Origin of the sequence: Collinsella aerofaciens ATCC 25986 (assembly GCF_964237925.1) — a bacterium.
Lineage (GTDB): Bacteria > Actinomycetota > Coriobacteriia > Coriobacteriales > Coriobacteriaceae > Collinsella > Collinsella aerofaciens_BJ.
Map to the genome: position 1 here is coordinate 23,231 of NZ_CAXSKI010000016.1, position 22,130 is coordinate 45,360.

The 22,130-nt window shown below is 60.7% G+C and carries 14 protein-coding genes; 13 read left to right on the forward strand and 1 reads right to left on the reverse strand.

Features of this window, described 5'->3' with window-relative positions; genetic code table 11:
• The first annotated feature begins 10 nt into the window (after positions 1-10).
• Positions 11-1,438: a M20/M25/M40 family metallo-hydrolase gene (locus tag ACESWY_RS08020; RefSeq protein WP_373093893.1), complete on the forward strand. Its 1,428-nt coding sequence runs from the start codon at positions 11-13 to the stop codon at positions 1,436-1,438.
• A gap of 310 nt (positions 1,439-1,748) precedes the next feature.
• Complete coding sequence (locus ACESWY_RS08025; protein ID WP_373093895.1) at positions 1,749-12,011, forward strand: Spy0128 family protein; 10,263 nt, start codon at positions 1,749-1,751, stop codon at positions 12,009-12,011.
• Between the two features lie 81 nt (positions 12,012-12,092).
• On the opposite strand, the gene ACESWY_RS08030 is transcribed toward ACESWY_RS08025, so the two are convergent.
• A complete protein-coding gene (locus tag ACESWY_RS08030) occupies positions 12,093-12,251 on the reverse strand; it encodes a hypothetical protein (protein ID WP_158567811.1) in 159 nt (52 codons plus the stop codon).
• A gap of 508 nt (positions 12,252-12,759) precedes the next feature.
• Between ACESWY_RS08030 and prfA the strand changes: the two genes are divergently transcribed.
• From prfA to ACESWY_RS08085, 11 genes are all read left to right on the forward strand, one after another.
• The gene (gene prfA, locus ACESWY_RS08035; RefSeq protein ID WP_138375237.1) at positions 12,760-13,827 is read left to right on the forward strand and encodes a peptide chain release factor 1; all 1,068 of its coding nucleotides are present in this window, start codon (positions 12,760-12,762) and stop codon (positions 13,825-13,827) included.
• Between the two features lie 265 nt (positions 13,828-14,092).
• A complete protein-coding gene (tnpA, locus tag ACESWY_RS08040) occupies positions 14,093-14,551 on the forward strand; it encodes an IS200/IS605 family transposase (RefSeq protein ID WP_373093898.1) in 459 nt (152 codons plus the stop codon).
• 616 nt (positions 14,552-15,167) lie between these two features.
• Positions 15,168-16,418: a N5-glutamine methyltransferase family protein gene (locus tag ACESWY_RS08045; protein WP_138375269.1), complete on the forward strand. Its 1,251-nt coding sequence runs from the start codon at positions 15,168-15,170 to the stop codon at positions 16,416-16,418.
• Positions 16,419-16,493: 75 nt separating this feature from the next.
• The gene (locus ACESWY_RS08050; RefSeq protein WP_022094268.1) at positions 16,494-16,889 is read left to right on the forward strand and encodes a type II toxin-antitoxin system RelE/ParE family toxin; all 396 of its coding nucleotides are present in this window, start codon (positions 16,494-16,496) and stop codon (positions 16,887-16,889) included.
• Positions 16,876-17,178 carry a helix-turn-helix domain-containing protein gene (locus tag ACESWY_RS08055; protein ID WP_006235701.1) on the forward strand — a complete coding sequence of 101 codons (303 nt, stop codon included), beginning with the start codon at positions 16,876-16,878 and terminating at the stop codon, positions 17,176-17,178. The genes ACESWY_RS08050 and ACESWY_RS08055 overlap by 14 nt, the downstream gene beginning before the upstream one ends.
• Before the next feature lie 148 nt (positions 17,179-17,326).
• Entirely contained in the window at positions 17,327-18,070 is a 744-nt protein-coding gene (locus ACESWY_RS08060) for an L-threonylcarbamoyladenylate synthase (RefSeq protein WP_373093901.1), read from the forward strand.
• Between the two features lie 13 nt (positions 18,071-18,083).
• Positions 18,084-19,625, forward strand: coding sequence for a glycerol kinase GlpK (gene glpK, locus ACESWY_RS08065; protein ID WP_373093903.1), 1,542 nt, complete (start codon positions 18,084-18,086; stop codon positions 19,623-19,625).
• A gap of 123 nt (positions 19,626-19,748) precedes the next feature.
• Positions 19,749-20,396: a uracil phosphoribosyltransferase gene (upp, locus tag ACESWY_RS08070; protein WP_373093905.1), complete on the forward strand. Its 648-nt coding sequence runs from the start codon at positions 19,749-19,751 to the stop codon at positions 20,394-20,396.
• 281 nt (positions 20,397-20,677) lie between these two features.
• Entirely contained in the window at positions 20,678-20,989 is a 312-nt protein-coding gene (locus tag ACESWY_RS08075; protein WP_373093907.1) for a hypothetical protein, read from the forward strand.
• 3 nt (positions 20,990-20,992) lie between these two features.
• A complete protein-coding gene (gene atpB, locus ACESWY_RS08080) occupies positions 20,993-21,796 on the forward strand; it encodes a F0F1 ATP synthase subunit A (RefSeq protein ID WP_022094263.1) in 804 nt (267 codons plus the stop codon).
• Positions 21,797-21,920: 124 nt separating this feature from the next.
• Positions 21,921-22,115 carry an ATP synthase subunit C-like protein gene (locus ACESWY_RS08085; protein ID WP_022094262.1) on the forward strand — a complete coding sequence of 65 codons (195 nt, stop codon included), beginning with the start codon at positions 21,921-21,923 and terminating at the stop codon, positions 22,113-22,115.
• The last annotated feature ends 15 nt before the right edge of the window (positions 22,116-22,130 follow it).

Below are 22,130 nucleotides of genomic sequence, written 5' to 3' on the forward strand. Positions count from 1 at the left end.
AAAGGATGTCATGGCCGAGGTTTGGCGCTTTTTTGCGCATGAGGATGATTTTGCCGATATAGACGAGGCTGGCGCATGCGAGCGCCTGGGCCGTGTGCTGTCGTTTCCGACCATCTCGAGTATGGATACCGAGGCGGTGGACTGGCAGCCGTTCGACGACCTGCGCGCGTACATGCAGCAGGCCTGGCCGCACGTATTTACGGCGGGTAAGGTCGAGCTTATCGACCATTCGCTGCTCGTGACGCTTGCCGGCACCGACCCCGCCCTCAAGCCGGTCATGCTCATGGGCCACATGGACGTGGTTCCCGTGGTGCCGGGCACCGAGGCTGACTGGACGCATGCCCCCTTTAGCGGACATGTGGACGACACCTACATTTGGGGTCGCGGCGCCATCGATATGAAAGACCAGGTCGCAGGCATTCTCGAGGCGGTCGAGTATGCGCTGGCGCACGGTTGGCAGCACGAGCGCACGCTGCTCCTGGCCTTTGGCCAGGACGAGGAAACCACGCAGTACGGCGCGGGGGCGATCGGTCGTGTGCTCGAGGAGCGTGGCATTGAGCTTGAGTACCTGATCGACGAGGGCGACTACCGCATCGTTTCGGCTGCCGAGTATGGCGCGGGCGAGGGCTGGCTTATGCATGCCGACCTCGCGGAGAAGGGCTATGCCGATATCGTGCTCAAGACGAAGAGTGAGGGCGGGCATTCGTCCAACCCCTACGGCGGCACATCGCTCGAGGTGCTCAGCCGTGCAATCACCGCAATCTGCGATATCGAGTGGCCGGCGCGTGTGACCGATTTGCTTGCCGCGCAGCTCGTCGAGCTGGGGCTTTATACCGCAGACGAGATTGCTGCCAGCAAGGATGCCATCGTGCGCGACTGCCTCGCCAGCAAAAAGCTGTACCCGCTTGTGACCACCACCTGCGCGCCCACGCAAATCGAAGGCGGCAGTACCGGTGCCAACGTAATGCCGCAGGATATGTGGGCCAATATCAACTTCCGCATGCTCGAGGGTACGAGCGTGGCCGATGTTGTGGCCTGCTGCCGCAAGGCCGTTGCCGCCGCTGGGCTCGCTGGCCGAGTCGAGATCGAGCTGGGCCCCGGCAGCTCCGAGCCCTCGCCATCCCCGCGCGTGGGCGGTCCGGGGCTCGAGGCCGTCCGCGCCATCGCCGCCCGCTATTTCCGTGATCCCAAGGGGACGGAGGAAAACGGATCGTCTGCGGTGGGCCAAGAGCCGATGAGCATCGTGCCCTCGACCGTGATTGGTGCAACCGATGCCGCCAACTACCAGCGCATTTGCCACGAGTGTATCCGTTTCTCCGCCTTCGTGGTCGACGATGACGAATGCGACCGCGGCGTCCACGGCACCAACGAGCGCATCACCCGTCGCGCCTACCTCCAAGGCATCCGCTTCCTCATCGCCCTGCTCCACACGCTCTAGAATGTGACAAAGGGACTGAGCCGGCAACTGGCAACCGGTTTCATCGGTAATGAGATAAAAACTGTCATAGAAAAAAGACTAAGATATCTTAAGAGACATATGCTGGGGTTGGTATTCCATGAACGACTGCGGGCATGTGCCAGACTGCCTCGGCCCCCGGGGAGCGCCCGGGCAGGTCGCCGTGTGACTGGGGAGGAAATTATGCAGGAGCTCAGAGAGACGACGTCTCTACTCGTGAATAATGTTATCGGGGGGGGGTCCCAGCAGGGAACATCCTGGTAGACACCGGCCGCGCGAGCGGTGGTCCGTCATGTCTTATGGCCGTCGTCGCGGGCTGTGCCCGGTCTCGCCATATGCGATTGTTCTGGCCCTCGCCGTCGCGCTGACGGTGGGTTTCTTCCTGCCGACCCGTGCGGAAGCAGCGCTTGCGGGCAACACGGTCACGACGACTTCGCCCTCGGGGACGACGATCAACCTGTTTGATTACTGGGTGAATCCCGATGACCATCTGTCGGTTTCCGGCAACGGCGGCATCAACGCAAACCACCTGTTCCAGTTCAAGGATCAAGGAGCCAGCGAGGATCTTAACAAGTATACGGGTGGCTCCCAGGTCCGCACCGGCATCGTGAACAACGTTCTTGCCGGTGGTTACCCGAAACTCACCAACCGCTGGGAGGGAGAATCCCTCGGCTACCTGTTTGATTCCTCCGTCCATACGGGCAAGATATCCCATATGGGTGTGACGGGTTTGTTGCGGGTCAAGGGCGGCTACTACGAGTATGACAGCTCGCAGAACTACGCGGCGTACAACGCCAATAAGAATGCATTTGATGTCTACAATGCTGCCGGCGTTAAGCAAGCGGGGTCTGGGCCTCAGACAGTAGGCCAGTTCTTCCCCTTCGATGCGGCCGATGAGGTATTCAAGGAAGAGGACGGCAAACTCGTCCCGAACGGCATTACGTCGCAGAACGTCGCTGACCCTCAATATAACGGTAACAAACCCCTCAACCATTATTTCGGCCTCTCAATGTCCACGCGATTCGTGCAGCCGAAGGATGGCAAAACGAACGCTGGCAAGCCCATGACCTTCGAGTTCGCCGGAGACGACGACGTCTGGGTGTTCATTGACGATGTCCTCGTGGGCGACATTGGCGGCATCCACACCAGTGCTGATCTGACCATCGACTTCCAAACGGGCAAGATTAAGGTTAACGATTCCCCAGACGGCACGCTGTTAAGCAAGTTCCAGGAAGCAAAGCAGGATACTACTAAGGGCTTCAAAGGCGACACCTTCGCTGACGGCACCAACCACACGCTCAAGTTCTTCTACTTGGAGCGTGGCGCCACCGACTCCAACATGAAGCTCAAGTACAACCTCGTGACGGTTCCCGAGTCCGACATCATCAAGTTCGACCAGGACGGCAAGTTCGTACAGGGTGCCGAGTTCCAGCTCTATAAGACCGACAAGGACTTCAAGAACGAGCTTGAGCCCCTCGGATCCGGCACCACGGACGAGGCCGGCCACCTAACGCTCACGAACGACGATGACAACGGCGTCATCAACTTCGACGATCTCTACAACAAGGATCACAGCAACAAGTACTACCTCCTGAAGGAGACAGGCGTGCCCGAGGGATACCGCTCGAGTTTCACGGCGACGGGTGGCAGCATGCAGCTCGAGTACGTGCCCGCGAGCGCCGGGAACGGCGCGGGCGGCGTCATCATCAACCGCGGCGGTATGGACGCGGACAGCGTCGTGTGGAAGACCGGCGCGTTCGCCGGCGCGAAGGAGACCATCACCGCGCCGTCGACCGTGTACCAGGCGAATAATGACCTGACGAAGGTCAGCCTAGACTCCGGCATACTGTTCGCTGTGGTGCTCAAGCGCGATAAAAGCGCAAACGCAGATATCAAAGATCAGAACAATTGGTACGCCGTGTCGGGCGACCCATCGACGGGAATGGGGTACACCCTCGCCGGGAAGCCGAGTAAGGCCGGCGCTATCGAGGCGGCGAAGAAGGACCTGCACGCCTTCACGCTCAACACGAGCGGCCAGTACCAGGTAGAGATTCAAAATCTGCCCGGTGACATCTCCAAGTACTACTACCTGCTGAGCGGTGATGCCCGCAAGGATGCCGAGTACACGGTGGCCATCTACTACACAGCGGCGAGCTCCATCGCCGAGGCGGATATGGACAACACGGTCCACGTGTTCAGCGATGACCTCCCCGACGGCAAGGAGAATTTCCGGCGGCAGTTCGCCACGCGCCTGCTCGTCTCGAACATCCAGAATCGCCTGTTCGTGCAGAAGACCGATACCGCGGGTAAGCCCGTTGAGGGGGCGAAGTTCGGCCTGTACACGGCCGATCAGGTGACAACAGACGCAAACGGCAAGGTCGTGCTCAAGGGCGAGCAGACCCCCTACGACACCCTGACGACGGGGTCGGTCGGCAACCCGGTCCCGCTCGAAGGTGCGGGCATATTCCCGAATACGAGCAAGGAGCACAAGCCGCTTACGAAACGCACCTACTACCTGAAGGAAATCTCAGCGCCGAGCGGTTTCCTGCTCAACGACACGCTCACCAAAGTGATTGTGGACGATTACGGCGTCCATGCCGATGCCGGTACGCGCGATGACGGCGTTTCGACGTTTGTGGGCCCGGGCGCGCTGATGAAGAGCCTGAGCCAGTTTGGCGCAGAGGGCGACATCGACAACACGCTCACGTGGATCAAGGGTGTGCGGCAGACCTCGAATGGTGTGACCGATACTGACGGTAATCTGTCGTGGAGCAATGTCGATCCCGCCGGTGCCGGCGACACGGTGCACCTCAAGTACGGTGCCAACGGACGTGTCTACCAGTATGGGCCCACCGAGGATGGCAAACCCTACCGCCTGGAGACCGAGACGGGCTGGATACGTATGGGTATCACCCAGGACGAGCAGCCCAAGGGGACCAAGTCGAAAGGTGCCCGTGCCGATCTGCGCGACATGAACAACCTGAATGCCCTGTTTACGGGCGCCGCCTGCGTGCGCGTGGCTAACAAGCGCGAGGCGAGCCTCGAGGTGACGAAGAAGGTTGACGTGCCCGATGGACTGACGGGCAATAAGGATGCGGAGTTCACCTTCAAGTTCACCGTGCCCAAGGGGAAGACGTATAAGGCTGCAGTCTTCGAGAAGGCGGGCGCGGCCGATGAGAAGCAGGTCGGCGATATGTTCGACCTGACGAACGGACGCGGGCAGACCATCACGGCCGGCCAGACGATCCGCGTGTACGGTCTCGCCGAGGGTGACAAGTATACGGTTCAGGAGCTGACCCGCGCGGGCAAGATGCCGGCCGGCTTCACGCTGACCAAGCGCGAGCAGGGCGGCAACGCCCTGGGCGGCGAGGGCGACAGCATCTCTGGCACGATCGCGAAACAGAATACCGACGGCACGTTGGCCGCCGCCAACAAGCTGGTATTCACGAATACCTACAGCGTAAAGCCGCCGGTGACGCTCACCAATGCGTTCTGGGCGCAGAAGGTGCTCCGGGGCCGTGACTGGAAGGATGGCGATAGCTTCAAGATTTACCTGCGCGCGGACAAGGGAACGCCGATGCCCGCCGGTGCCAAGGATGCGCCCGTGAGTGGTATGAAGCAGGTTGTGAAGACCGTCAAGAACGGGGACAAGTTCGACTTCGGCAATATTGAGTACGCCAAGCCCGGCACCTACACCTATCTCATTGCCGAGGCCACGCCGTCTCAAAACGACGCTAGCTGGCTGCCCGGGTTCGGGTATTCAAGCGCTTCCTACCGCGTCACGGTGACGGTGAAGGATAGCGGCGACGGCACGCTGTCGCAGCCGGCAGTCAAGATGGAGCAGACCTACACCGACGACGGCGTGAGCCATGAGGACAGCCCGATCGAGGTCGCTGACAAAATCGCCAAGATCACGAACGCCTATAACACCGATGAGGAGACCATCTCCTTCAACGTGCAGAAGACGTATGCCGACCAGTCCGGTGCAAATCCGCTTGTGAAGGATAAGTTCACGTTCCAGCTCGAGGCACTCGGCGGGATGAAGAATGATGCCGTGCCGAGTGGAGCCATCGATTTCGGCAAGCTCGCCACCTCCTACAGCGTCGGTGCCAGCAAGGTCCCCATGCCTAAGGGGTGCACGTCCACCACGACCACGGCGAAGAACGATGACGACGGTATCGCTGCGTTCCCGCAGATCACCTATACGATGGAGAGCGAGAACCTCACCTACGTGTACAAGGTGACCGAGGTCAAGGATTCCGATACATCGACGTCCAGTGGCATAGGCTACGACGATACGGTGTACTACGTGCTGGTGAAGAACCAGCAGGTTGATAACGAGTCTGGGACGGGTAAGTGCCTGTCCTCCACGGCCACGTATTGGAAGGCCGACGGCACGCAGCTGACGGACACGGGTGGATATATCCCGTTCAAGAACACCTACACGGTGACGCAGACGACGTCGGCACCGGTTACTGTGCAGAAGACGCTGGCTGGGCGTGCGTGGGAGCAGGATGACAAGTTCGATTTCACGCTGACGCCGGCGGATGACGCCACGATGAAAGCAGTTAAAAACGAGGCCGTTACTCAGAAGAAGGCTGCCGACTCCGATGAGACTGGCGATTTGACGACTAAGGTCGAGATCGCAGGTCCCGGCGACGCGATGCGCACCACCCCGTTCGGCACGGGCGACCTTGTGTTTACCAAGCCGGGCGTGTATACGTTCAAAGTGAACGAGACGAGGCCGACCGACGCGGACAAGACAGGCATCAGCTATGACGGCCATACGTCCACAGTGACGTACACAGTGACCGATATCGAGAACGGCACGCATACCGGTAGGCTGACCGCGTCGGTTGCGTACGACAACAAGCAGGCGACGACGGATGCCGACCGGCAGGTGACGGGTGCTGCCGCGTTTACCAATACCTATACGGCCTCCGGTGCCTACGCGGGCATCGATGTGACCAAGACTCTGGTTGGTACCCCGCTGAAGAATGGCATGTTCCCGTTCACCATCGAGGCGATGACGTATAACGGTACGACAGCCCCGGAGCCGGCTGATACCGATAAGTCGTTCATGAACACCGTGGGCAAGGATGACGGTGACGATACGCAGACCGCCACGATGTCCGGCAAGCTGAAGATGAACTTCACGCAGCTGAGCTACAACAAGGTGTATGTGTACAAGGTGTCTGAGGCGCATGGCGCCAACGCTGGTGGATACACGTATGACACCGAGTACCCCGGTGACGCCTACGTGCTCATTGCGGTGAAGCCGAATCCGGACAACAAAGGCCAGCTCTACACCGAGACGACCATCGCGAAGGGCCCGGGCGTGACGGCGCTTGTTGGCGGGGGCGGCAACGTTGATGCGCTGACGGCCGAGGCGATTAAGGGCCTCGATACCACGACCAACTACGTGAAGACGGTCTCGAGTCGCAATGCGAAGCCCGCTACGCCTACCGTCCCGTTCAAGAACAGTTACAAATCAGACGCCAGCGACGAGCTGACCCCGCAGGTGACGAAGAAGATCTCCGGTGTTGAGAGCACGGAGAAGGCGTTCTCGTTCACGCTGACCGCCACGGAAGAGACACAGCAGAAGATCGCCGCCGGCGACTTGGGTGTGTCGGACGACCTGGCGGGCGACGCGCACGCGGAGTCCAAGGCCACGAAGGACAAGATTATCAAGGACAAGGGCCAGACGGTCGACTTCTCGAATATGACGTTCAACAAGGCGGGCGAGTACACGTTCACGCTCACCGAGGTGCACAACGCTGATGATGATCCCGCAGCGGACGGCGTGCAGAACGCCGGCTGGACGATGGACGCCTCGACCTATGCCGTCACGGTAAGGGTCGAGGATAAGGACGCCAAGCTGACCGTCACGGGCGTGACGGTGAAGAAGGATGGTGACGCTGAGGCCAAGCCCATCAAGGCTGAGGTCAAGGACGGCAAGGTGAACCTCGCCACCTTTATCAACAGCTATGCTGCGAAGGGTTCCGTGACCTTGGCGGCGAAGAAACGCTTTAGGGGCGGTGCGCTCGCGGGGAACGACTTCTCGTTCGCTCTGTACAAGGGTGACAAGGCGGAAGGCACGCCCATTGAGACCGTCACGAACGACGAGAAGGGCAACATTACCTTCCAGCCCATCAACTACACCGAGGCAGGTGACTACGAGTACACCATCAAGGAAGTTACCGGTAACGACCAGACCATCGTCTACGACTGTCAGAAAGTGAAGGTCAAGGTCAGCGTTACCGATAACAAGAACGGCACGCTGGACGCGACCGTCACCTACGGCGGCGATAAGGCCGTGCCGACCTTCACCAACGTGAAGCCGACGACGGACGTTACCGTCGAGGCCACGAAAGTTCTCGCGGGCAAGGCGCTGACGGACGGCGCGTTCGCCTTCGGCCTGTACCAAGGCGACACGTCCACGGGTAATCCCGTCAAGATCGTCCAGAACGACAAGGAGGGCAAGATCAATCTTGCCCTCACCGGTCTGACCATCGGCGAGTACGACTACAAACTCAAGGAGGAGAACGTCGGTGCCGATCCGACTATCACCTACGACACCAAGGCGGTGACGGTTCACGTCTCGGTGAAGGCGGAGGGCGACAAGGCGAAGGCGACCGTCACCTATGACGGCAAGAACGATGCCCCGACCTTCACTAACAAGTACCAGCCCGCCGAGACCTCGGTGGCGCTCACGGCGAAGAAGGCCTATGTGAAGCCCGACAACACGCCGGCCACGCTCAAGGGCGGCGAGTTCACCTTCGACCTGTACGAGGGCGACCTGACGGCTGAGCAGCTGAAGGGCAAGCAACCCATCCGGAGCGCCAAGAACAGCGAGGACGGCACCGTCACCTTCCCGGCCATCGACTACACCAAGGCCGGCGAGTACAAATACACCGTCGCGGAACAGGAGGGCGACCTGTCCCACGTGACCTACGACGCTACGGTGCACCATGCCGTGGTGAAGGTCATGGACAATGCCGGCAAGCTGGACGCCGCTGTTACCTACGATGGTGACAAGGCCAATGCCCCCACCTTCACGAACACCTACACCGCAAAGGGATCCGTGGAGCTGACGGCGACCAAGATCGTTGCGGTCGCGCCGGGCTTCACGCACGACACCAAGCTGAAGGGCGGCGAATACACGTTCGAGCTGAAGGACGCCGACGGCAAGGTGCTCGGCACCACGACGAACAAGGCCGATGGCACGGTGAAGTTCACGCGCAAGTTCACGCTCTCCAACCTGGGCGGCGCTGCGAGCAAGGACTTCACCTACACCATCGCGGAGAAGCCGGGCACGGAGCCGGGCATGGTCTACGACACCCATGCGCTCATCTACAAGGTGACGGTCGCGGACGATGGCACCGGCTCGCTGACGGCCACACCGCAGGTAACGAGTGGAGACAAGACCTTCACGAACACGTACCACCCGAAGGAGACCTCGGTAACGCTCAAGGCGACGAAGCGCTTCACGGGTGGCGAGCTCGCAGGGGGCGACTTCACGTTCCAGCTGCTCGACAAGGATGGCAACGTGATCCAGACCGTCCAGAATGACAAGGACGGCAAGGTCGCCTTCCAGGCAATCAGCTACGACACGCCGGGCGATCACGACTACACCATCAAGGAGGTTGCCGGCAACGACCCGACCGTCGTGTACGACACGAAGGACGTGAAGGTCCACATCAAGGTCTCCGATGAGAAGGGCGAGCTAAAGGCGACCGCCACCTACGACGGCGAGGCCGACGTTCCGACCTTCACCAACTCGAAGCCGACGACGGACGTTACCGTCGAGGCGACGAAGATCCTCACGGGCAAGGACCTGACGGCCGACGCGTTCACCTTCGGCCTGTACGACCAGGCCGGCAACGAGGTCGCCAAGGGCACCAACGACCGGGGCGGCAAGGTCGAGCTGGCCGTCAAGAACCTGAACCTGGGCGAGTACGACTACACGCTCAAGGAGGAGAAAGCCGGCCAGACCGTCGACGGCGTGGCCTACGACGCCAAGGAAGTCAAGGTCCACGTCAAGGTAGAGCAGAACCAGGGCGACAACAACAAGACGAAGGTGACCGTCACCTATGACGGTGCCGCTACGGCTCCCACCTTCAACAACACCTACGACGCAAAGGGTTCCGTAATCCTGACGGCGACCAAGACCATCAAGGTTGCGGACGGCTTCGACCACACGACGAAGCCCGCGGACGGCGAGTTCACCTTCGACCTGAAGGACGCTGCCGGCAACGTGCTCGACACCGCGAAGAACGATGCAAACGGCAAGGTCAGCTTCACGCGCGAGTTCCAGCCCTCCGACTTGGACGGCGCCGCGAGCAAGGACTTCACCTACACCATCGTGGAGCAGCCGGGCGCGGAGCCGGGCATGGTCTATGACAGCCATCCCCTCACCTATACGGTGACGGTCACGGACGGCGGGAACGGAGCACTGAATGCGAAGGCGATCGTGACGAGCGCATCCGGCTCGGATACCTTCACTAACACCTACCAGCCGGCCGCGACCGGCCTGGCCCTCGGTGCGCAGAAGAGCTATGTGAAGAAGGACGACAACACGCCGATCGTCCCCAAGTGCGGCGAGTTCACCTTCGATGTGTACGAGGGCAACCTGACGGCTGAGCAGCTTGCCGGGGCCAAGCCCGTCCGGACCGCGACCAACGGCGCGGACGGAAGTGTTAACTTCGACGCCTTCTCCTACGCGAAGCCGGGCACGCACGAGTACACCATCGTGGAGCGGAAGGGTGATCTGGCCTACGTGACCTACGACGCCGCGGTGCACCATGCCGTGGTGACGGTTGCGGACAATGCCGGCACGCTGCAGGCGAGCGTCGCCTACGACGGTACGGACGCCACGAAGCCCACCTTCACCAACACTTACGAGGCACGGGCGACGGACTCCGGTGCGATCGCCCTCACCAAGAGCGTTAACGTGCACGACGGCAGCTATCAGCTAAAGGCGGGAGACTTCGTCTTCGAGCTGATGGGGTCTGACGGCTCGGTGATCCAGACCCGGAAGAACGATGCTGACGGCAATGTTGCCTTCGACAAACTGATCTTCGACCATGCGGGCACCTTTACCTACACGGTCCGCGAGGTGCAGCCGACGGACGGCGCGCCGGGCGTGCCGGGCGTGACCTACACCGGCAAGACGTACACCCTGACCTACGTGGTGAAGGACAACAACGACGGCAAGCTGGTGGTAGAGAGCTCTACGGTGAAACCGAGCGAGGGCACCGAGAACGGCGTCACCCCCAATACCATGACGTTTGCGAACAGCTACCAGCCGGGTCAGACCTCCTACCAGATCTCTGGCACCAAGGTGCTTGAGAATGCCGACCCGGCCACCACGCGGACGCCCGCCGATGGCGAGTTCACATTCGCGCTGACTGACGTGGCCACCGGGCAGGAGATTGACCGGACCACGAACGTGGGTAAAGCGTTTACCTTCAAGGCCATCTCGTACACCGCAACTGGTTCGCATGCGTACCAGGTGAAGGAGGTTGCGGGCCAAGATGGCACCATCATTTACAGCGATGCGGTGCTGGACGTAACGGTGAACGTGACCGATGACGGCAGCGGCCAGCTGACCGCGACGGCGAACAAGACGGCCGCGGATCTGACCTTCACCAACACCTACACGCCGACGGCAACGACGGCGACGATTACCGGAACGAAGGCCCTGACCGGCCGCGACCTGGCCGAGGGTGAGTTCTTCTTCGACCTGAAGGACGCCGACGGTAACGTGGTGCAGACGGTGCAGAACGGCGCCGACGGCACGTTCGGCTTCGCGCCGCTGCAGCTGGACAAGGTGGGGACGTACGTCTACACCGTGTCCGAGCGGGCAGGGGCGACGGCGAACGGCGTCACCTACGACACGACGGTCTTTACCGCGACGGTGACGGTGACGGAGAATGCGGAGACGCACGCGCTGGAGGCGCAGGTTGCCTACAGCAAGGGCGGCAAGGCTGCGGATGCGGTGGCGTTCAGCAACAGTTACGCGCCGGCCGCGACTGAGGTGAAGCTGGGGGCCTCCAAGGTGCTGAGCGGCGAGGACCTGAAGGAAGGGCAGTTCTCCTTCCAGCTGAAGGATGCCGACGGCAAGGTGCTGCAGACCGCAAAGAACGCGGCGGACGGCACGGTGGGCTTCGAGGCGATCTCGTACGACAAGCCCGGAACGTACGCCTACAGCATCTCCGAGGTGGACGACGGTCAGAAGAACGTGACGTACGACGCGGCCGAGCACCGGGTAACGGTGACGGTGACGGACGACGGTGCGGGCCATCTGGTGGCGACGGTAACCTATGACGGCGCCGTGGCGCCGGTGTTCAAGAACACGTACACGCCGCCGACCACCCCGCCGACGGAGCCGCCCACCAATCCGCCGAGCAAGTCACCGGTGCCGAAGGAGGAGAAGCCGGGTCTGCCGTATACGGGCGATACCAGCTTGTCGCCGATGGCCCTGGGTGGCATCGCGGGCGGCGCGGTGGTGCTGATCGCCGCAGGCGTTATCCTGCGGCGCCGGAACCGGTAGCTACGGCGGCCGAGAAGGGCTTTGATTGAGGGCGGGTGGTCGCAGGGCGCGGCCGCTCGCCCTTTTTGGTGAAAGGCTATGTTAACCCGCCGTTTGCACGTCCGGCTCCAGATGGAACTCGTACTCCGGCTCCATCATCTTCTTCCGGATCTTTTCGTAGCGCCCGTCGTCGAGCTGCTCGCGCATGAGCGACGTCCTGTCCCCGACGCGTGCGGCCTCGCGCAGCCATCTGAACCACATCAGGCAGCTGTGGAGCCTGCGGGTCGATACGCCCTTGAACCTCTCGAGGAAGTGGCCGAGCGAACCCTGCGCTTCAGCATCCTCTGGACCGTGTCCCGCTCGTACCCGGTGAGCCTGCCGTGGGTCCTCGGGACCGCCCTCGCGGCGCCCTTCCCGCCCTTTCCGGACATGGCGTCCTCCGATCTCCCGGGGCCGGCCGATCCGGCCCTCAGGGTATCGGATTCCCAAATTTATCCGTATATGTGCGGATGAATGCGGGAGGCGTTCGGATGAAGTTGTATTCAAGGAAAGAGACTGACCCTTTGTCGCATTCCGTGCGGGTTATATGCAGGTATGCCTGCGCACGCTATCATGTATGGGTTAGACCGCAACTATGTACCTCATACGCGAAGGGATGCGCATGTATCTGAAGATCGACATGTTCTAGCTGGGCTTACCCCCGCAGTGGCGCCGCGCGCCCCATCAACTCTGCCGATTTTCGCCTTCACGCACATAAAGGAGTCCCGCCATGCGCGACAAGCTCGAAAAGATCATTAAGGCCTACGAGGAGCTCGAGAAGAAGCTTTCCGACCCGGCCGTCGCCTCCGACATCAAGGAGTTCACGCGTCTCAACAAGGAGTACGCACACCAGTCCGACCTCATCGCTGCCTCGCGCGAGTACATCGGCGCGCTCGATGACATCGAGGCCGCCAAGGAGATGCTCCGCGACACCAGCGATGCGGACGAGAAGGAGATGCTCCAGATGGACATCTCCGAGAACGAGGAAAAGCTTCCCCAGCTCGAGGAAGACATCAAGTACATGCTCATCCCGAGCGACCCCAACGACGACAAGAACACCATCGTCGAGATTCGCTCCGCCGCCGGTGGCGACGAGGCAGCCATCTTCGCCGGCGACTTGTACAAGATGTACCAGCGCTTCTGCGAATCGCGCGGCTGGAAGACCACCGTGCTCGATTCCAGCCCCAGCGAGGCCGGCGGCTTTAAGTCCATCGAGTTCAAGGTCGAGGGCGACCGCGTCTACTCCGTCATGAAGTTCGAGTCCGGCGTGCATCGCGTCCAGCGCGTTCCCAAGACCGAGTCCCAGGGCCGCATTCAGACCTCCACGGCTACCGTCGCCGTACTTCCCGAGGCCGAGGAAATTGACGTCCAGATCAACCAGTCCGACCTGCGCATCGACACCTACTGCGCCTCCGGCCCTGGCGGTCAGTGCGTTAACACTACCTACTCCGCCGTGCGCATCACCCACTTGCCCACCAACACCGTGGTGCAGTCGCAGGAGCAGCGCTCCCAGATTCAGAACCGCGAGGTCTGCATGCAGATGCTGCGTGCTCGTCTGTACGAGATGGAGCTCGAGAAGCAGCAGGCAGAGCTTGGTGCTGAGCGCCAGAGCCAGATCGGCCACGGCAACCGTTCCGAGAAGATCCGTACCTACAACCAGCCCCAGGACCGCGTGACCGATCACCGCATCGGTTTCAACTCCACCTACAACGGCGTCCTTCTGGGCGATCAGCTCGGCACCGTCATCGAGGCGCTCGCCGCCGCCGAGCGAGCCGAGAAGCTGGCGCAGGCCGTGTAGTAGGTTCCGCCGTTCTACCGAACGGCGGACCGGCCGACGCTGCGCGCCGCCCAGAGCGACAATTTGTCATTCAAAAGGCAAGGCATGACCAGAAGGTCTATGCCTTGCCTTTTTCATTCAAGACTTTAGTCCGCTGGCCGCGCAGCGGCCAGCTTTAAACCACCCGCTACGCGGGTGGAGACAAACGGCTTTACAAAGCCACCCCTCCGACCGATATTGACGATTGTTCAGGCCGTCAAGAATTCGAGTCGAAGGGGTGGTCGCCATGGCCCAGAAGGCCTACAGCCTTTTCCACACGAAGTGGATGTGCAAGTACCACATCGTGTTCACGCCGAAGTATAGGCGCAAAGTGATCTACAACCAAATCAGGAGCGACATAGGGGAGATCCTCAGGAAGCTGTGCGAGTACAAGGGGATCGAGATAATCGAGGGGCACCTGATGCCCGACCACGTGCACGTGCTGCTGGCGATCCCGCCGAAGTACAGCGTCGCGAGCGTCATGGGCTACCTGAAGGGGAAGAGCTCGCTGATGATATTCGACAGGCACGCCAACCTCAAGTACAAGTTCGGCAACAGGAAGTTCTGGGCGGAGGGCTACTACGTGTCCACCGTCGGCCTGAACGAGGCGACGATCGCCAAGTACATCAGGGAGCAGGAGTCCCACGACATCGCGCTGGACAAGCTGAGCGTGAAGGAGTACGAGGACCCCTTCAAGAGGGGGTGATGCTGCCGGTTCGACCGGCGCGCCACGGGTCAAGATGCACTAGGCCTGGACGAAGTCCGGGCCCGCGCCTTTAGACGCGAGCCCGGGGCCCGTGGGTTATACCCTAAGAGCAAACCACCCTTTTTAAGGGTGGTTCTGATGCCAACTTGTTCGCTCTGGACGTCGCTCGCTGGCATTGCCAAAACATCGGCGTTTCCTTGGTTGTCAAATGATCCGTAGGGCAGTCATTGGTGACATTGCCTTGATATTTTATTCAGTCGGCTGTGATGTCATTTGAGCTGCTTACCTGCTTAAGGTAATTGACGGCATATATCTGCTATCGAAAATATTGCTCGAAAAAGCGTCCGAGAAGTCGCGGGGCGATTTTTGATGGGTCGTGCGTCAAGCGATGTGGCAAGTTCTTGGTTAGATATTGGCCAGTTTTGGGTCAACCTTGCCAAAAGCTTGACGAATGCAGATTTAGACGTCGACGAATGAGCACTTTGAGCAAGCCCGGTGCAAAATTCTGGGCTGATTCTCGATAATCGCCTTCAATCGTCCCTTGCCAAGCGCTGGCCTCGCGTACAATCTGCTCCGACATTCGCGCGCCGTCCGGCGCTTAAGAGGGGAGGGCCCCATGGCAAACGAGATTTGGACCATCAAGCGTTGTCTCGAGTGGACCAAGGAGTACCTGGCCGAGCGCGGCGAGGAGCACCCCCGTCTTTCTGCCGAGTGGCTGCTGTGCGCCGCCACGGGCCTGGCGCGCATTGACCTATATATGCGTATGGACGAGACGCTTAACGCGGCCCAGCTCGAGACCATGCATGCGGCCGTTGTCCGCCGTGCTAAGGGCGAGCCGCTGCAATACATCACCGGCAGCACGCAGTTTCGCATGATCGACGTCGCGTGCGCCCCCGGTGTGCTCATTCCGCGCCCCGAGACCGAGATGCTCGTCGAGGAAGTCCTCAATTATCTGGATGCCGAGGTGCTGAGCCCCGAGGCTGCTGCCCGTCAGCGTGTTGAGCTGCCTTGGAACGATGAGGTCGAAGAGGCCCGCAAATCCGAGGCGGCGCTGGCCGACGAGCGCGCGACTGTCGAGCGCCGTGCCGCTAACCTGACGGCCGCCGATGAGGCGGCGCTAGGCAGCGACGTGCTGGGCAGCCGTGCCTATGCCGAGGAGCTGGCCGACCGCGAGGCCGAGGAAGCTGCCGCGCAGGCAGCAGAAGCCGACGCCGCGGAAGCCGCCGAGCCCGAGCTCGACGAATACGGCATCGCCATCGAGGGTGCCGGCCAGGAGACGGCTTCAGCTCAGGATGCCGCTGCGCCTGCCCCAACCGAGCCCTGCACTGCCCGCGTTCTCGAGGTCGGCTGCGGCACGGGCTGCATTTCGCTCTCCCTTGCCTGGGAGCGCCGCGGCCACGTTACCTGCACCGCCACCGATATCGAGCCGCGCGCCATCGATCTGGCCACCAAAAACCGCGACGCCCTCGGCCTCACGGCAGATGAGGTTGCCTTTAGCCTCACCAACCTGGTGAGTTCCATTCCCCGCGAAGAGTGGGGCACCTTTGATGTGCTCGTCTCCAACCCGCCTTACATCCCGACCGACGTCATGCGCTCGCTGCCGCACGAGGTCAAGGACTTTGAGCCCGACCTGGCGCTCGAGGGCGGCGCCGACGGCCTCGATATTTTCCGCCGCCTGCTCAATGCGGCGCCTTACATGCTGCGCGCCGGCGGCCTGTTTGCCTGCGAGCTCTACGAGGGTGCCCTCGATGCCGCGGCCGAGCTCTGTCGCCAGGCAGGCCTTTCGGACGTGCGTATCGTCCATGACCTCACCGATCGCCCCCGCATCGTCCGAGCCATCGTCACCGAGCCCAAACAGCGTATTTAAGCTGAATTAATAGACATTTGCGCAAGTTTGTCCTTGCAATATACCGTAAAACTTCTACTATAGAAGGAGAAAGGTATGTCAAATCAGCTGCATCGGTACCGTATCGTGCTTGATTACATTGAACCTTGGCTTGATGAGCAGGATGAAGCTACGCTGAAGCAGATTTATGCAGACCTTTTGGTGCTCGAGAAGGAAGGTCCCAGCCTTGGTCGTCCGCTGGTTGACCGCGTAAAGGGCTCGAAGCTTCATCATTTAAAGGAGCTGAGAGTGACGTCGTGTGGTGGGCAGGTGATTCGCATCCTCTTCGCCTTTGACCCCAAGCGCCAGGCGGTATTGCTATTGGCGGGTGATAAGTCGCGAGCGGGATCGTCAAGGGCAAAATGGAACGGTTGGTATGCGATCAACATTCCAAGGGCCGAGCAAATATACCGTCGCCACGTAAGGAGGCTCGATCGAGATGGAACTGCATGAGTATATGGAATCTCGCGGGATAACACGCGACTCCATTACCGCCGAGCAGGAGAGGACTCGCGATCGTATCGAAGCCTATAAGCTTGCTCAGATTCGCAGGTTAAAAGATCTAACACAGGCGTCGGTCGCCCAGTCGATGGGCGTTTCTCAAAAACGTGTATCCGAGCTCGAGCGTGGGGAGTTGGGTTCGATGAGGCTCGACACGCTGAGCAGGTACGCAGAGAGCCTCGGCGGAAAACTGGTTGCAAGCATCGAGTTTCCCGATCGTACCGTTACGCTTGCGCGCTAAAAATCTTCAATTAACCCCCTCACTTTCACCGACTACTAGAGCCGCTCACCAAACCAACATGCACTCTGGCCAAATAGGTTGAACGTTTCGTGCGAGAATGCCCCTCAGTAAACAAACTTTCACCAGAGCGTAAGGGGCTGGCATACACATGCAGACGGTCTATCGGGTATACGAGGGAACGCGCGAGCCGCATCGGCTTGCCGCCGAGCGCACAGCCGAGGTGCTCGGCCGCGGCGGCCTGGCCTTGATTCCGACCGAGACCGTCTACGGTGTCGCCGTGGCAGTCAACGCCTTCTCGGACGCCGTGCCCCAAGATACAAGCGAATTCCCATCGTGGCCGCGCGATCCGCAGGCTGCCGTCAACGGTGCCGCAGTCCCTGCGCTCGGCACCGGCTATCGACGCATCTTCACTCTCAAGCAACGTGAACTCACCCAAACGGTCGCCTGGCTGGTCGATGGCGTCGAGGCGCTCGACCGCTATGGCGTGGATATCCCGGAAGATGCCCGCGTACTTGCGCGACGATGCTGGCCGGGAGCCCTGACTATCGTGGTCAAGGCGGCTCCCTGCGTGCCGACCTTTATGCGTGCTGCCGACGACACCGTGGCCCTGCGCGCTTCGGCCTCTCCCGTGGTCCAAGCGCTCATCCGCGCCTGCGGCAGTCCCCTTGCCTGCACGAGCGCCAACACACACGGCGCGCCCTCGCCGGCAAGCTTTGCCGCCGTCGAAGGTCGCATCCTGGAGGGGGTCGATGTTGCCGTCGACGCCGGCGAGACCCCGTGTCGCGACGCCTCGACCATCGTGTCGTTCCAGCGCGGCGGGCTCCAGATCCTGCGCCAAGGCGCACTTCCCGCATCAGAGATCGAACGGGTCCTGTCCGACCCGATGCAATAGAAAGGTGTAAGCGATGTCGTTGAATCTGGGCAGCCTGGGCATGGAAGATGCCTCGTTTAACTTTGGCGGTTCCTACATCATGGCGCTCGACTGCGGCACCACCTCGGTACTTGCGACCATCGTCGACGAGTATGGATGCATCGTCGCGCAGGCACGTCGCAGCGTCAAAACGAGTTTTCCGCGTCCCGGTTGGGTAGAGCAAGACCCCATGACGGTCCTTGCCAGCCAGATTGCCGTCATGATGGAGGTTCAGTTTAAGAGCGGCATCCATTCTGACCGCATCGCCGCCATCGGCATCTCCAACCAGCGCGAGACCACGGTGGTCTGGGACCGCGTGAGCGGCCAGCCCATCTATAACGCCATCGTATGGCAGTGCCGTCGTACCGCGCCGGCGATCGACGCGTTGGTTGAACAGGGTTGCGAGGAGCTGGTGCGCTCCCGCACGGGACTCACGCTTGACCCGTATTTCTCGGCCTCCAAGGTGCAGTGGATTCTCGACAACGTCGACGGCGCACGCGAGAGCGCGGCGGCGGGCGACCTCATGTTTGGCACCATCGACACCTGGCTCATCTACAACCTCACCGGCGGCCAGGTCTTTGCCACCGACTACACCAATGCCAGCCGCACGGCACTCTTTAATATCCATACGCTCGATTGGGACGACGACCTGCTGGCGCTCTTTGACGTTCCACGTTCCATGATGCCCGAGGTTCGCTGGAGCTCGGGCGACTACGGCCGCGTCGCGAGCGACATCATGACCAACATGCCGCCCATCATGGGCGTGGCGGGTGACCAACAGGCGTCGCTGTTCGGCCACTGCTGTTTCCGTCCCGGCCAGACCAAAAACACCTATGGCACGGGCTGCTTTATGCTCATGAACACCGGCGACGAGATCGTCGAATCCAAGAATGGCCTGGTCTCCACCATCGGTATCGCTGCGGACGGCAAAGTCAGCTATGCGCTCGAGGGCTCTATTTTTGCCGCCGGCTCAACGATGAACTGGCTTCGCAACAACATGGGCATCATCTCGAGCGTGAGCGAGTCCGCGCAACTCGCCGTTTCAATCAACGACAACGAGGGCTGCTACTTCGTTCCCGCCTTTGCGGGTTTGGGCGCTCCCTGGTGGGATCCGCATGCCCGCGGTATCGTGTGCGGCCTGACCGGTGCCTCGAGTCGCGCGACCATTGTGCGTGCGGCCTGCGAGTCCATGGCCTACCAGAGTTATGACGTGCTGCGCGCCATGGAGCAGGACGTGGGACTTTCGATTGAGCGCCTGTCCGTCGATGGCGGCGCCTCACGCAACGAGTTCATCATGCAATTCCAGGCCGACCTGCTGGATATCCCCGTGCTGCAATGCGAGACGGTGGAGACCACGGCAATCGGTGCCGCGTACTTGGCGGGTCTTGCCGTCGGCTATTGGGAAGACCTTGAAGAGCTGGAGCAAAATGCCCAGATCGTTAGGACCTTCCTTCCCCATATGTCCGCCGAGCGTCGCGAGCAAAACCTTGCGGGCTGGCGTGATGCAGTCAAGCGCTCGCTCAGTACCGCACAGTAGGGCTGCGACGAGCCGATCGATACAACAAACCGCTAAACTTATGCACGGCGCGCGGCAACAACATCGCCGTGCGCCGTGTTAGCAAAGCCGTTTCTCGGCCGCAACGAAAGGGGCAATCAACCCATGACCGTCACCTACGATACGTCCCGCGTGACCCTTGTCGACCATCCGCTTGTCCAGCACAAGCTGTCGATCCTGCGCGACAAAAACACCGGCACCAACCAGTTCCGCCAGCTCGTGCGCGAACTCGCGCTTTTTGACGGCTACGAGGCCATGCGCGACCTGCCTATGGAAGACGTCGAAGTCGAGACCCCCATCACTACCGACACGTTCAAACAGCTCGCCGGCAAGAAACTCGCCATCGTGCCCATCCTGCGTGCGGGCCTTGGCATGGTCGACGGCATTCTCGACCTGGTGCCCTCCGCTCGCGTAGGCCACATCGGTATGGAACGCGACGAGGTTACCCATGAGCCGCATGAGTATTACTGCAAGATGCCCAAGGATATCGACCAGCGCATCTGCCTGGTCGTCGACCCCATGCTCGCCACGGGCGGTTCGGCCGAGATGGCCATCAGCTACCTGCGCGAGCGCGGTGTCAAGGACATCCGCATGCTGTGCATCGTCGCTGCCCCCGAGGGCCTCAAGTCGCTGACCGAGAAGGACCCAGATGTGCATATCTATACCTGCGCTATCGACGACCATCTCAACGAGGCTGCCTACATCGTTCCCGGCCTGGGCGACGCCGGCGACCGCATCTACGGCACGCTGTAATCTCTGGGCCATACCGGCTAACGTCGAAAATACGAAGAAATGGTGCGCGCGGGCGAGCAAAAGACGACCGCGCGCACTCCTGTTAACGGACGTTTTGAGCTGAGGGGTTCGAAAAAACGTATTACCGTACCTGCGGCATAAAGAAGGCCTTAAGAAAACGTACAGGTGCGTATTAACCGTTTGTTTTACGGTTGTACTTTAGCGATTGGCTCGTACAATAGTCACCAATGTTTGGCGGGAACTGTCCTGTGAGGCGATAAAAAAGGAAAGTGAGGACGCCAGTGTTTCAGATAGCCGATCTGCTCGCTATCGTTGCAGGTGCCATCGCGGGCGCGATTGCCTTCCTTCCCTTTGTCTTTACGCTCAAGCCGGTTCTTGACGATAAGCAGAATGCGGACATGCTCAAGGGTATGGTGAGTCTCGCGGTCTCGGCAATCGCGTTGCTTGTCTTTACCTTGATTGTGTTTGTGTTGTTCGGAGAGGCATTTCGCATGTTCCTCCTGGGCGAGGCAATCGGCTTCGTGGCCTTTATGGCCGCCTGCGCGGTTCGCGTCGCCAAGGCGCTGCGAGATCCTCATGAGGTCGAAAGGTAAGTCGTGGAAATTTTTGAAAAGCTGCCTGATGAGATTAATCATCTGGTCAGCGAGTTCAGCTCCACCCCTGTCGTGGGCGATCTGAGCTGCGGCATCACGCAGTACTCGTTTTGGCTGATCGTCTCCACGATCGTGCTCCTGATCGTCCTAGCCGTGTTCAAGAAGAAGCAGACCCTGGTTCCCAAGGGCTTCTTCGTCAACGGTTTCGAGTACATCATCGAGTACGTCGAGAACGATATCGGCAAGGGTGTCGTGGGTGAGAACTGGAAGAAGCACTTCCCATTCCTGTGCTCGCTTTTCCTGTTCATCCTGATCAATAACATGATCGGCCTGATCCCGGGAATGAAGCCCGGCACCGGCGCAATCGGCTCCACCGCCGCACTCGCCATTTTCGCCTTCGTGTACTTCATCTACTACGGATGCAAGGCTCACGGCGTGATCGGCTACATCAAGAGCCTCGCCCCGCAGGGCGTGAGCTTCCCGATGAACGTGCTCGTGTGGGTCGTCGAGCTTTTCTCGACCTTCCTGCGCCTCATCACGCTTGCCGTCCGTCTGTTCTGCAACATGTTCGCAGGACACGTGGTCATGGGTTCGTTCGCCATCATGGCGAGCATGTTCATGCAGCCGCTGCTTCAGCAGGTTTCCGCGGCCCACGCCGTCGGCGCCCTGCCTTCGCTTGCCTGGCTTGCCATCCTCATCCTGATCTACGCGATCGAGCTTGTGGTCGGCGCCATCCAGGCTTACGTTTTCACGGTCCTTACCGCCGTGTATGTCTCCGAAGCAGAGGAGGTCGCGGAGGAGGAGTAATCTTCCGTTCGCGCCTTAAAGGTAAGGCAATTCGTTAAACCGCCGGTGCCCGTACCCATGGAGCCCGGCAGTTATAAAAAGGTTATCCTGCGTGAAATAAGACACGCACGACAAAGGAGGAATCGTGGGAGTTATCGGTTACGGTCTCGGTGTTATCGGCGCTGGTCTTGCTATCGGCCTGTCTGCTCTGGGTGCTACGGGTGCTATGGCCCGTCAGCCTGAGGTCCAGGGCCGCGTGTTCACCGTCTTCATCATGGGCTCCGCCTTCGGCGAGGCTCTGGCTCTGATCGGCTTCGTTGTCGCGCTGATCGTTAAATAGCACGGAGCGTCAAGT

Excerpts from the sequence above, each read along its gene's own strand:
- ACESWY_RS08020 (WP_373093893.1), top strand. The coding sequence starts at position 11 with ATGGCCGAGGTTTGGCGCTTTTTTGCGCATGAGGATGATTTTGCCGAT.
- ACESWY_RS08025 (WP_373093895.1), top strand. The coding sequence starts at position 1,749 with ATGTCTTATGGCCGTCGTCGCGGGCTGTGCCCGGTCTCGCCATATGCG.
- ACESWY_RS08030 (WP_158567811.1), bottom strand. The coding sequence starts at position 12,251 with ATGTGGTTCAGATGGCTGCGCGAGGCCGCACGCGTCGGGGACAGGACG.
- prfA (WP_138375237.1), top strand. The coding sequence starts at position 12,760 with ATGCGCGACAAGCTCGAAAAGATCATTAAGGCCTACGAGGAGCTCGAG.
- tnpA (WP_373093898.1), top strand. The coding sequence starts at position 14,093 with ATGGCCCAGAAGGCCTACAGCCTTTTCCACACGAAGTGGATGTGCAAG.
- ACESWY_RS08045 (WP_138375269.1), top strand. The coding sequence starts at position 15,168 with ATGGCAAACGAGATTTGGACCATCAAGCGTTGTCTCGAGTGGACCAAG.
- ACESWY_RS08050 (WP_022094268.1), top strand. The coding sequence starts at position 16,494 with ATGTCAAATCAGCTGCATCGGTACCGTATCGTGCTTGATTACATTGAA.
- ACESWY_RS08055 (WP_006235701.1), top strand. The coding sequence starts at position 16,876 with ATGGAACTGCATGAGTATATGGAATCTCGCGGGATAACACGCGACTCC.
- ACESWY_RS08060 (WP_373093901.1), top strand. The coding sequence starts at position 17,327 with ATGCAGACGGTCTATCGGGTATACGAGGGAACGCGCGAGCCGCATCGG.
- glpK (WP_373093903.1), top strand. The coding sequence starts at position 18,084 with ATGTCGTTGAATCTGGGCAGCCTGGGCATGGAAGATGCCTCGTTTAAC.
- upp (WP_373093905.1), top strand. The coding sequence starts at position 19,749 with ATGACCGTCACCTACGATACGTCCCGCGTGACCCTTGTCGACCATCCG.